Below are 13,552 nucleotides of genomic sequence, written 5' to 3' on the forward strand. Positions count from 1 at the left end.
TTTTTAAAATTAAACGGTATTCTGTAATTTATTAAAATTAATAGTTGTTTGAATATTTTTTGGTGTCCAATGTTTTTTACAACCTACATAATCCAAAATTACACACTGAGGGGGAATACCATGAGAAGAAATTTTCCACCCACCTTCAATCAGATTATTAATACAAGCTACACCAATAATAGAAACATTGGTTTTATCATCATTAGTAAGATTTGATAATATAGATGAAGAATGAGAAACAATATAAACAGGAATTTCATCATTACAATCATTATCTTCATGATTATAATCTTCATAATTATTATCTTCATGATTATTATCTTTATAATTATAATTACCATTTAAATTTTTAGTAATTTCACCGATGTTACAATTATTATTACAAGAAGTACATCTTAAACCTAATTTATCCTTTACAGCATTACACTTATGAGTTTTTGGAATCCTCATACAAGTTGGAAGAAGTAAAACTCTCTTTTTTCTAGCTTTAAAGCTTTTTTGAAAGATTTTATTCATAACCTCTGCTCCAAAAAGATTAATGTGATATTCAAGCTCAGATCTTCCACAAAAAATAATATCTTCATTATTTAAATGATATTCAAGGTAAGACTCTTTAAAAGTTTCAACATTACTTGTATAGATATGTAATTCTTTTTTTGCATAATCTTCAAAGAAAGAAACAAAAGACATAATGGATTTAAAATAAGACTTTAAAGTATTTTCATCCTTATTTAAGAAAAATTCTTTCCAAATATTAAGATGTTTCAAAGATTCTTTATAATCTCCTGTAGCTTCTAAATACTTCAATAATAGATCTATTTTTAAGTTAATTAGATTAATTTCATTATTTTCAATTGATTTTGAGATATCAACTTCATTAATATCATTATTGTTACCATTATTATTCGTATTATTATATTTATTATCAGTAATATTTGTATTATTATTCGTATTATCATCTTTATTGTTATCAGTAATATTTGTATTATTATCTTTATAATTACTATTATTCATATTATTGTGCTTATCATTATTCTTATTATGATTCTTATTATTCTTATTGCCATTATCATTATTATTAAATAAAAATTTAGTAGCTAAAATCCCTCTTATCTCATCAATTTGAATTTTATATGAAGAACCAATTAGCTCTTTTTTATTTCTCAAATTAGACAATTTAGCTAAAATTTTTTGATAAAATGGATCTAAATTTAAAGCATTTTTAATATATAACTTCCATAGAACACCAAAATACAATAATTCTAATATATATTCTTCAAAAAAAGAGTCAATATAAACATTTTCAACTGGATTTTTAGTTAAAAATTCTTTATAATCTAAAATAATATCTTCAATAAACATTCTTGATTTGGATAATACAATCTCTGTGAATTCTTCAATTTTTTGATAATAATCTAAATGATTTTCTACATTGAGATTATAGGTTATGTTATTTAAATTATAATCTAAATTATAATCCAAATTATTAGAGAAATAGCTATTATTAAAACGGTTATCATCAGAAGAGCTATCATCAAAACATTTATCATTAGAATAACTATCATAAAAGTATTTATCATTAGAATAACTATCATCAAAACATTTATCACCAGAATAGTTATCATCAAATTTAGCTAATTCTAATTTAGAAAAATTTTTATCATTAAATATACTAAACATTGACTAACCTCCTCTGTTAGAATTTTCATAATAACTTTCATCATCATTTATAATATTATTATTTTCTATAATAACAGAATTCATAATAAAATTAAAATGATCCTCAATCTTATCAAAAATTGGGTCTAAATCAATTTTTTTACTATCATCTGGAAAATTTAATACAACTGCTTCAAACATTTTAAACATTCCAAAAGTATAATAATTTTCAGCTAATTCTTTAGGATTACTCTGCTTTATAATTTTTTTATCCATAAAATTTTTAAAAAGTAAAGTCCAAAATTCAATAGGATCATTTAAAAGCTCATCAATAAAGAATTTTCTAATCTTATCATTATGATATACTTCAATAAATATTAATCTTAAAATTTTTATCATTTTTAAAGAACTGAATTGATTTTTAACAGATTCAGAGCCAAAATGATATAATTTATTTGGACTAATATTTAATAATTGATCCATCTGTTCTTCTGATGATTCAGTTACACTCATTCTATTAATGAAGTATTTAAAAATTGAATCTAAAATATCTTCTTTTTTTGAGTAATGATAATAAATAGAAGCTTCCTTTATTCCAACTTCAGTAGCTATTTCCCTCATAGATACTTGATTGTAACCTTTTTTAGAAAATAAGTCTATAGCTACATTAAATATTTTTTCTTTGGTTGTAATTTTTTCCATATTTTTTACCTATCTAACACTTGATAGATATAATATGAGTTTACTATTATATAAACCTAACAGTTGATAGGTAAAAATTTGTAAATATATACAAAAATAATCAAAAAATAATACGAAGCTAAATAATAAAAATGAAAGAATAAAAATAATAATTTAAATATAAAATAAAATTATTTTATAAAATAAAATTAAAAGAATAATAAAGAAAATGAAAAACTTTTAAATTAAATAAAATCAAACAAAATATTATTAAATAGCTATTTCTATTTTATCATAGTTAAATACAGGTATTTTTGCATTGTTTATATTTCCTTCTTTGAGTTCTATTAGCCCATTTTCATTTAATTTATTAACATTTCTTTGTACAGTGCTAATGTCTTTATTCATTAATTTAGCTATCTCTGTTAATGATTTTGGTTTATCATTTTTAATAGTATCGAGTAATTCTAAGTCTATTGTACTTAAACCTTTGTAATCATAGAGAATATGTGTTTCTTTTAGTATTTCTTCTGGATGGTCTTTAAAGTATATCCATTCGTCATAATCTAAATCTAGTTTCATATCCTCAGTTTCTTCAACTATTTTTTTAAGGTTTTCTGGTGTATCATATAGTTCCTCATATTCTTTTATTAACTGTTTTCCCTTTATTTCTCTTATTAATTTTATTTTAATCATATTAATATCTCCTTTAATCTTTTTTTGTTTATTTTGCCATATTTATTGAGATGAAGTATTATTATTAATCCAACAATTTCTAGTTCGTTAAATTTTATAGGGATATGTATTCCTTTCAATCCAAAATGGAGATGTGGTTCTTTATCATATGTATCTACTCTTATTTTATCAGGCATTATGACTATTGCCCACCCTCTTTGTGATTCGTGATAATAAATGTCTTTTCCATGCTTTTGGAATTGTTTTCGTGTTGTATGTTTCATTGTATTAATAGTATATATTTTTTAATATAAAAAGGTTTTGTGAAAAATGCAAAACCTTCTTATTAGAATCAATATGGAATAATAATTTAAAAAAAAAGAAATAAAGCATATAATTTGTAAAATAAATATTATTACTCCGTAAAATCTCTTTTAATGAGTTTATAAACAAAATCATTTGGCCTAACCTTCTCATCAATAGCTACAGCCACATTATTACCTTTTTTACAATATTCAACAAATTTTCCATTAATTTCCATAGATTCAATCTTCTGAGTTATAGAACCAGTAGTTTTACCTTGAATTAGAATCTCATCACCGATAGCTAAATCATCCCATAATTGAAGTTCAGCCACACCAATTTTAGAATAATAATTTACAACCTTAGCTATATCCTTTTTAGTATATTCTGATTTGTTTTGAGTACTTATCTCATAAGGAATATCAAAATAAAAACCAGTGTCAAAACCACGATTAAAAACTTTTTTTAAATCTTCCATCCAACTATCCTTAAAAATAAAACTTCCATTTTCAATAGAGTCAATAGCCTCTCTATAAACTCTTGTAGTTGTAGCTACATAATCAGGACCACGAGCTCTTCCTTCAATCTTAAAAGCATCTACACCCGTAGCTATTAATTGAGGAATATAGTCTATCATAGCCATATCATTAGGTGAAATAAAGCTAGTTTTAGGAGTAATAGAATTAATAGAAGAAATAGTATTTTTATTGTAAATATCATTACCATTATCCAAAGGATAATCTAAAGGATTACTTTTAGAAGTTTTTAAAATAAAAGAAGAATCTTCATCATCCTCATAGAAAAAATCAGAATCCTCATCTTGAGCAATAGATAATTTCCAATCCTTTCTACAAGGCTGTAAACATTCCCCACAGTTTGCACTTTTACCATACAAACCATAACTTAAAAAACATCTTCCAGAAACAGCCATACACATAGCTCCATGAATAAAAATCTCTGTTTCAATAGGAGAGTTTTTAGCTATATCTTGAATTTCCCAAATATTTAACTCACGAGAAAGAATAGCACGAGTAACACCTAACTTTTTCAAGGTTTTAAGAGCATAAGTATTAGAAACATTCTCCTGAACACTCATATGAGGATCAATACCAACATCATGAGCTAATTGAGCAAGTCCAATATCAGAAACAATTAAAGCATCAACTTCATATTCTTTAATTAACTCTAAATCAAATTCAAGTTTTTTAATATCCTCATCTTTCATTATAGTATTTGTACAAAGGTATAATTTTGAAGAATATTCTTTAACCATATCCATAGCTTCTTCAACATTTTTAAGAGAAAAATTAGAAACATTAGCTCTCATATTATTATCAGCTAATCCAATATAAACCGAATCAGCTCCATTTTCAAGAGCTGCTCTTAAAGATATGAAACTACCTGCAGGAGATAATAATTCTACCATAAAACCACCAAATAATACCCTTAACCAAATACAATCAGATCAATTGAATAAATAACATTTAGATAATTATTTTTCAATAAATTATGATAATTAATTCTTAATAATCTCTAATTTAATAAACTATGATAATTAATTCTTAATAAGTTCTAATAAATACTTGTTAATAAACTCTGATAAATAAATATTAATAAGTCCTGATAATTACTTCTTAATAAATTCTATATTAATATCCTCAATTCCATGTAATGAACACAAGTTATTCAAAGACTTCTTAATCTTTTCAGTATCAGAAACTTTCAAATCATCCTTAAGATTTATTTTAACAGTTAAAACGTTCTTTTGATTATCCAAACTCCATAGATAAAACTTAACAATATCATCAATACCTTCAATAGATAAAATATCTCTCTTTAAAATATCTTGATTAACATTTCCTGGAGCTTCTAAAAGAAGTATTTTAAAACTATAAAATAGTGTTTTAGCTAAATTATAAATCATCCATATAGTAATAGCTATAGATAATAAAACATCTAATATAGGAATATTAAAGAATATTAAAATTACACCAACACCTAAAAGAGCGATCCAACCCATTAAATCTCCAATAAGATGAATTGAAACAGCCCTTTCATTTAAAGTTCTAGAATCTCTTAGCTTCCAAACACTCAATGCTTTTAAAAATATTGCAAAAATAGCTACAAGGACCATTCCAGAAGCATGAGGCTCAACAGGAGCAAAAATCCTCGAAAATGATTCAAGAAGAATTAAAACAGAACCAATGATAACGATAGAAGAGGTAATAATAGCTCCAAGAAGAGAAAAACGCCTATAACCATAAGTAAATTTTTCATCCTCTTCTTTTTCAGAGAATCTTTGAAAAATCCAAGAAAAACCAAGAGCAATAGTATCACTTAAACCATGTAGAAGATCAGCTAATATAGCCATACTATTTGTATAAATAGCTCCAACAGCAACTACAAACATGAATACAATGTTTAAGAAAAATGCAAATGAAATATTCTTAGCTGCTTTATGATACTCAAAATCATGAATATGACTATCATCTAATTTTAAGACTTCTTTTTCATCAGATAACTTAAAATTATCGTTTTTATCTTCTTTCATAATACCTCCCCTTTCATAATATCCTATTTTTTATAATATACTATTTAATATCTATCTTCCATAATATCCTATTTTTTATAATATGCTGCTTAATATCCTATCTTTTATAATATCTTATTTAATTATATAATAATTATTCTAAATAACATTAGATATTTCATTGATTTCAGATATTCCATCATTTTTTTCAACTTTTATAATATTATCTGCTGCATTTTCAAGCTCACTATCATGAGTTACAATAATCATTTGAGGAAGAGAAGACATCTGTCTTAAAAGATAAATTAACTCATGCCTTCTAAAACTATCTAAATGAATCGTTGGTTCATCAAGAAGTATTGTTTCAATGTTACCTTTAGACATAGCTTTTGTAATACCTAGCCTAAGTGCAAGAGCAATAGCAATTTTTTCTCCACCACTAACCATGTCTAATTTACTCTCTCCTTCTGGACCAAATACTGAAATATTATAATCTTCATCAATTTTTAAATCAGAATAATTAAAATTAAATTGTTCAAAGAATTCTTTAGTATTTTTTTGAATAAGCGGCTTTGAACGATTCCTTAAATCTTTTTGAATCCCATCTTTACTGAAAAGTTCCCTTATATCTTTTAAAAGTTTAAGATAATCAGTAACATTTTCTAACTTTTCTTTAAGAATATCATTTTGAGTCAATTTTACAGTTAAATTTTCAATATCAGAAATAATCTGAGTAGCTTTACCTTTAATCTCATTTATTTCTTTATTCAACATTTTTAACTTTTCTTCAGATCTTTCATAAGTAAAAACAACATTTTCATATTTATTTTTACTATAGTTACAAGCCTTAATATTATTTTCAATATTATCAACTTTAGAACGAATTGTATCGAATTCATCACTTTTATTTTTTATTTGAGATTCTAAAATTGGTAATTGAACAATTTCTCCTTTTAGTTGATTATAAACCTTATCTTTATCTCTTAAATCATCAATCCGATTTTTCAGATCTTCCTTTCTAATATCTGGAGATAAATAAGAATCTTTACTCATAGCTACTTTTAATTTTTCAACTTCAATATCAATATTTCTTTCTAGCTCTCTTAACTTGTCTTTTGTATCATATTCTTTACCTAATACATCAAGAGATCCTGAAGCATGAACATACTTATCATAGCTTTCTTTTGACATTTCTTGTAATTTATTTTGGTCTTTAATTGATAATAATACATTATCTAACTTATCCCTTGTATCTTCATAAGTTTTTAATTTAATATCAATATCACTTATTTTTTCAAGCTCTTTTTTAGCTATTTCATAATATTTGTACTTTATTTGAATATCTTTTTCAACAGAGTTTATTTCATCAAGTTTAGTTTTAAAAATAGATTTTTCATTAGAAATCTTCTTTAATTCATTATTAAACTTATTGATAGATTCTTGATTAAATTTAATTTTATTATTATAAGAATCTATCAAATCATTTTTCTTTTCTTCAGTAATATCAGATTTACAGATAGGACACTGATTATCAACTTTTTTAATCTCTGAAAGTGGCTCTTTAGCAGAATTAATACCTTCTTCTAATCCAGAAACCTTATTTGAAATATTATTAGATTTACTATCAATTTCTTTAATTTTACTTTCAGCTCCAATTTTAAAATCAATGATTATTCTTTTAAGATCTTTAAAATTATTAGAAATTTCGTTGAAATTCTTCTGATTAGAAAAATCAATTTCTTCTTTATCATAATCAGAAAAATCAATCTTCGAATTTTCAAAGGTAGAAAAATCAATATTTAATGATTTAGTAGTCTCATTGAAAAAATCTTCGATTAAGGCAATATTCTCATAGAATTCCTTTTTAATATCAGATCTATTTTTTTCAAGTTCTTTAATTATTCCTAACTCACTTTCAAGTTTTGATTTTCTATCATTATAAACTTTTAACTTCTTTTGAACTTGTAAATAATGGTTATAACCTTCTTCTTCATTTTTAATAATATCTTTTTGTTTTCTTATATTAGCTAACTTTTCTTCATAATTATTCCGATCTTTTGTAAGATGCTCAAGATTATTAACAGACTCTAGAAATTCAAGATAGATAGGAAGTTTATTTGAAAATTTCTCCAAACTTAGCATTTCTTTTTCCTTATTTTTAAGATTTTCAAGCTGTTCCTGTAGCTTTTTCCTCTCATCAATTACTCTTCTTGTATTTTCATTTTCATTAATGAGTTGAGTGTTTAATTTATCAAAAGTAGATTTAGATTTTTCCATTTCTAATTTTTCGTTTGCCTTTAAAGATTTTAATTGTTCTAATTCTTTAATTTCCTTTTCAATACTATTACCTTTAATTTTAATTTCTTCTAAAATTATTTTTTTGTTTTTTAAATCATTGTTTAAGTCTAATGAAGATGCAGTACGACCATCCAATTCTGACTTTTGGTTTTCATAAATATTAATTAAAGGTAGGCTATTTTTCCAAGCTTTTTCAAGACTTTCAACACCAAGAAGTCTTCCAATCAATTTCTTTTTTTCAGATGGAGTTTTACTTATTAAGTTAGCTATCTCTCCTTGTTGGATATATATTGCATTTAAAAATAATTCACCATCCATTTCTAGAATTGTCTGAATTTCATTATTAACTGAAGAATCCCCAGAAGAAATTCTAGTGCTACCTCCATCAGAATCCTTAACTATAAGTTCTGCCTTTGAAGTACTTCCACGAGTTCTATTTACAATATACTCCTTTCCATTGGAGATAAATTCTAAACTTACTGACATTAATTCATGAGAATTTTTATTCTTAGTAATCCTAACTAAATCATTAATTTTACCATTGAATTGTTTAAAGAGTGCAAAACTTATACCATCAAGAATACTTGACTTACCAGCTCCATTTTCTCCAACTATAATACTAATACCTGGTTTAAAATCAATGACAGAATCTTTATGAGATTTAAAGTTTTTAAGAGTTAATTTTGTAAAAATCATTATATCACTTTATTAATATCTAAAATTAGTTGAAATCAATAGTTGTCTGTTTAAATTTCTCATCAGAATCTTTTATATTTTTATTACTATTATTATTACTAATATTTTCATGATTAGAATTATTTTTATTGGATTTAGTTTTACTATTTAATCTACTTTTATTATCTTTCTTATTTTTAGACTCTTGTTTCATTATTTTTTTAAATTCAGTTTCATATTGACCAAAATACTCTTCATAAAACAAATCAGCAATTTTTTGAGAATCTTCAAACTTGTCTTTAGACAGTGAATCTAAAAGATCAACAGCTAAATTAGAAATGTCTTCATTATCAAAAGATTTAAGAGATTCAACCAATAAATCTTTTGGTTCAAGAGAAGTATTATCCTTAATATATCTCTCTTCTATTATTAGTTCTTCATTCCTAAAAGTAGGCCTAAACATTAAAGTAATCTTTGATAGAATATTATTTAATTTTTTATAAACATCAGATGTATTAAAATTACCCTTTTCTATAGTAATATTTAAAATAGGTTTATTGTTTAAAGAAGAAATATAGCTTTCTAAAGAATTAAGTTCTGAATTTAACTTTCCATATTCAATATTTTTAGATATAAACTCTCTTGGAAGTTCAATATTAATTGGATCAACATCGAATCTATTTTCAGCACCATTTTCACTAGTATCAACTATATAAAAACCTTTTCCATTTTTTTTATAATCAGTAACTTCATTAGACCTCCAAATTTCTGTTGAACCTGGATAAACTAATCTTCCTTGACCAAAATCATCAATAATCCTATTATGAACATGACCCATAGCATAATAATTGAAAGAAGTAGGAATATCTGAAATTTCAAGCTCATAATCAAAAGGAATATATTTATCAATTCCTTGATGAGCAACTAATATTCTTTTTGAAAATCCTTCACTTTTTTTAGATAAATCACTGAGCAGAGATTTTAAAAGAGGTGTTTGAGATTTTGAAATATAGTGAGTACCTCCAATAAAAATATCATTTTCCCTTAAAAAAGAACTATTAATAATAGGATTATTTGGACTAATAAGAGTAAGGCCAAGCTTTTTAAAAAGGATTTGTGGTGGAAGAGCATTTTGACGTAATATAGTGTCATGATTCCCAGCAATAGCAAAAAATGGAATTCCTGACTCTTTAATTTTCATCAAACCTTCTTGAAAAATAAGAAGTGCGTTTGGAGATGGTTTTGCTATTTCAAAGAGATCACCACTATGGATTACAAAGTCAACTCTCTCATCAATTATTTTATCAACAATTTCATTAAATACATTATAGAAATCATCTTCTCTTTCAATTAATCCATATTGGCGATATCCTAAATGAGTATCAGATAAATGAGCAAATTTCATATTTTTACCTTTGGGTTATTAATTTGAACAGTTATTTATTAATATAACATGATTAAGTTAATATAAATATTAAATATAATTATTAAATATAATTGTTAAATATAGAGTTATTTAATAATATACAGTTTAAAATTTATATAATTTAGTGTAAAATATCCAAGGATAGCTATTTTTAATATTAAATAAAGTTAAAAATTTTACTATTTTTAATTAAATTCTGAAATATAATATTCTATTTTTTCATTTTCCCACTTTTCACCTAAAAATTTTTTATCAGCATGAAACAATAATAAATATCGATATATTAAAGTTAATATAGAAAATGGTAAAATTATATTAAAGAATAAAAATGAGTTAGAAATATAATTAGTGAAAACATAATATAACACAAAATTCAACACAGCAACTCTAATAACTAAAATATAAAACTTTCTCTTTGCTTTATTTTTATCTTCATCGAACTTATTGTCAACTTCTTCTTTATTGGGAATTTTATCAGTTTTCATATACTTTTTAAGCTTTTTAATCCCCTTTTCACCACTTCTAAATTTTCTCTTAAGATTATATAGTTTAATATATCTAAAAACTATAAATATTGAAAAGATAACAGCAACATAAGCGAAAATAAAAAAGGGAGATTGTATAATTGATAACTCAGGAGAATAAGAAACATTTTCACCTACAAATGTAAATGATGGCATCAATAGAAAATTTCTACTTATAATTGTTCTCACTATAATGAACAAAAATATTCCAACAAGTAGAATAATCTGCAGATAAAGTCTTCTAGTTTCCTCGACAATAATTTTAGCTTTTTGATATTTAGTGTTAGTAGACATGATTTACCTTAATTATTAAAAGTTAATATAAATTAAACTTAGTAAATTAACCTAATAAATTAAAATTTTATATATTAATATCTTAATCTTAATATAAACTGATATATTAATCAATATATTAAAAGATATATTAATCTTAATATATTAAACAATATAAATCTTAAATATATTAATATATTAAACTTTAATAATTTCCACCTAATTGTTTAAATTCATCTTTTTGATCTTTTATATCATTTAATTCCTTATCTTTAATTGATTGCCATTGATCGATAATATTAATATCATCACCAACAGTTCTACCTTTAAATTCATCGATTTTAACAAGAGTTGGAACTTTTACCATCAAACCTAAAACAATAGCTTCACCTACATTTAGAGAAGGCAATTGTTTTACAAGATCTTCACTTAGGCTTTCACTAGCTGACTGAACATGTCTTTGATCTTGAGGTTCAACAAGTCTGAGAATTATCATATTGTTAGCTTGAGAAAGAGCATCAGGATCAATAGACTTTGGACTTTGACTAACAAGACACAAACCAAGACCAAACTTTCTTCCTTCTCTTGCAACTCTACTTATCCAATATTTAGATGAAGGATTGCGGTTTTTAGGAGCTAGAATATGTGCTTCTTCCATGATGAAAAAAACTGGAAAATTAAGATGTTTTTCATAGAAATTTTCTTCCTTTTTATGTATAGCTGCTTTTCTACTCTTTAAAGCATTTCGCAATATATGACTAACAATAACCTCAGCTGCAGATTCATCAGTTTGTCCTAAATCAATCACATTAGCTACACCTAATTTTAACTCTGATAAAATGTTAGATCCATTAATATTTAATAGATTATCATATTTTGTCTTTAAATCATCCATCTTATTTATTACATCCATAATCTTTGATTTTTCAGATGAATTTATTTCTTTTCCACGGAAAATTTCTGTATTATACCATTTTTCAAGAACTCGTCTCATAATCTCAAGAAAATCTCTAGTATCAGATTCACCCGATCTAACAACTGCATTTGCTTCTTTATAAGCTTCTCTAAAGTATCTTTCTTGGATATAAGCAGAACTTGGAATGTTAGCTAAACCTTTTATCTCACTAAAAGACATATATACAGGATTTATAATTGGGTCAATTGGATTAACAGTACCATTTTTAAATTCAGCATCAATATATTCCCCATGCATATCAAATATAAGAATACAACCATTATACTCAAGTAAACCATCAATAAGAACAGAAACTGTGTTAGATTTTCCAGCTCCAGTCATTGCAAGTATAGCTAAATGTCTTGAAACCATATTATTTATATTGAGCTTTACTCCAACATCTTCCTGACTAATGAGATTTCCAATTTTCAATCCATTATCAAGCTTAAAGATCTTTCTTAAAATTTCTTCATTAGCAACTTGTATTTCAGTTCCTGGAGGTGCAGGTGTTCTTGGAATTCTAAGATTATCATTAACATCCCCAAGAATTCGAATATTACCTTTTATATAATAATCTTTACCTTCGATTTCCCTTATCTTTTCAATAGTATTTGGATCATAGATATCACCATTGAGAGAAACACTACCTCTAATAAGAGATTCAATCATGCCTAAAATGATTTTTCCATCATATTTTAAAGATACATATTCCCCTACTTTAGGCATCTCTTTAGAAATAAAATTAACATCAATAAGAGAATTTTCACCAACACATCGTCCAATTATCATATTAACACCTAAATCATGTTAAATCCAAATTATAATTAACTAAATCATGTATACTAATTTCAAATTATAATAAACAAAATCATATACATCTATACTAATTCCAAATTATAATTAACCAAATTATATCAAGTTCAAATTATAATTAAAGCATATCATATTAAGTCCTAATTATTAATACCAATATACTATTAAACATCTAAAATTAAATATAAATATCGTTACTTTTCTTCTTAAAGTGAACAAATCCAAAAGTTTCTGATATTTTTTCAGTTTTAAATTCTTTATATCCACACTTTCTATATAGATATAAATTTTTAGAACTTTTATAACCTGTAAATAGATAAAATTCAATATTCGAATATAAACTTATATAATAATTCTCAATAGCACTCAGTAGTTTTTTTCCAATACCCATATTTTGAAAATCAGGATGAACAATAAGTTTTCTAATTAATATATTATTATTAGATTTAACAGCTCTTATAGAACCTATAATTCCATATTCATAATCAAAAGCTTTTAAAATAACTCCTTTTTGAAATTCTTCTATAATTTCATCAATCGTCTGATTTAAAGGTTCTATTGAATTATCATTATAAAGCTCTGCCTCAGTAATATAAGATAACTTCTGCAAATCTAAAATTTCATCTAAATCATTTGAATTAGCTTTTTCAATAATCATCAAAACCACATCACAAGACTCTTCAATAAAATATTTTTCAAATAAAATACTCCTCAAAAGTATTCCTAAAATATTTTTCAAA

Annotated in this window: 11 protein-coding genes; all 11 read right to left on the reverse strand. The window is 24.5% G+C overall.

Features of this window, described 5'->3' with window-relative positions; translation table 11 throughout:
• Positions 1–9: 9 nt before the first annotated feature.
• Positions 10–1,680, reverse strand: a complete 1,671-nt coding sequence (locus MarbSA_RS01175) for a DUF116 domain-containing protein (RefSeq protein ID WP_221061674.1) — start codon at positions 1,678–1,680, stop codon at positions 10–12.
• A gap of 3 nt (positions 1,681–1,683) precedes the next feature.
• A complete protein-coding gene (locus MarbSA_RS01180; protein ID WP_221061675.1) occupies positions 1,684–2,361 on the reverse strand; it encodes a TetR/AcrR family transcriptional regulator in 678 nt (225 codons plus the stop codon).
• Between the two features lie 249 nt (positions 2,362–2,610).
• The gene (locus MarbSA_RS01185) at positions 2,611–3,036 is read right to left on the reverse strand and encodes an HVO_A0114 family putative DNA-binding protein (protein ID WP_042703967.1); all 426 of its coding nucleotides are present in this window, start codon (positions 3,034–3,036) and stop codon (positions 2,611–2,613) included.
• Positions 3,033–3,212, reverse strand: coding sequence for a hypothetical protein (locus MarbSA_RS01190; protein WP_054834936.1), 180 nt, complete (start codon positions 3,210–3,212; stop codon positions 3,033–3,035). Before MarbSA_RS01190 ends, MarbSA_RS01185 begins: the two co-directional genes overlap by 4 nt.
• Before the next feature lie 218 nt (positions 3,213–3,430).
• Positions 3,431–4,744 carry a U32 family peptidase gene (locus MarbSA_RS01195; protein WP_221061676.1) on the reverse strand — a complete coding sequence of 438 codons (1,314 nt, stop codon included), beginning with the start codon at positions 4,742–4,744 and terminating at the stop codon, positions 3,431–3,433.
• Between the two features lie 201 nt (positions 4,745–4,945).
• A complete protein-coding gene (locus tag MarbSA_RS01200) occupies positions 4,946–5,869 on the reverse strand; it encodes a cation diffusion facilitator family transporter (RefSeq protein WP_054834937.1) in 924 nt (307 codons plus the stop codon).
• A gap of 138 nt (positions 5,870–6,007) precedes the next feature.
• Positions 6,008–8,842: an AAA family ATPase gene (locus MarbSA_RS01205; RefSeq protein ID WP_221061677.1), complete on the reverse strand. Its 2,835-nt coding sequence runs from the start codon at positions 8,840–8,842 to the stop codon at positions 6,008–6,010.
• A gap of 25 nt (positions 8,843–8,867) precedes the next feature.
• Complete coding sequence (locus MarbSA_RS01210; RefSeq protein ID WP_221061678.1) at positions 8,868–10,226, reverse strand: DNA repair exonuclease; 1,359 nt, start codon at positions 10,224–10,226, stop codon at positions 8,868–8,870.
• 206 nt (positions 10,227–10,432) lie between these two features.
• Positions 10,433–11,065, reverse strand: coding sequence for a 2TM domain-containing protein (locus MarbSA_RS01215; RefSeq protein WP_221061679.1), 633 nt, complete (start codon positions 11,063–11,065; stop codon positions 10,433–10,435).
• A 184-nt stretch (positions 11,066–11,249) separates the two neighbouring features.
• Positions 11,250–12,788, reverse strand: a complete 1,539-nt coding sequence (locus tag MarbSA_RS01220; RefSeq protein WP_221061680.1) for a helicase HerA-like domain-containing protein — start codon at positions 12,786–12,788, stop codon at positions 11,250–11,252.
• 202 nt (positions 12,789–12,990) lie between these two features.
• Entirely contained in the window at positions 12,991–13,551 is a 561-nt protein-coding gene (locus MarbSA_RS01225; RefSeq protein WP_054835262.1) for a GNAT family N-acetyltransferase, read from the reverse strand.
• Position 13,552: the final 1 nt, after the last annotated feature.

The sequence above is a fragment of the Methanobrevibacter arboriphilus genome (assembly GCF_019669925.1).
Lineage (GTDB): Archaea > Methanobacteriota > Methanobacteria > Methanobacteriales > Methanobacteriaceae > Methanobinarius > Methanobinarius arboriphilus_A.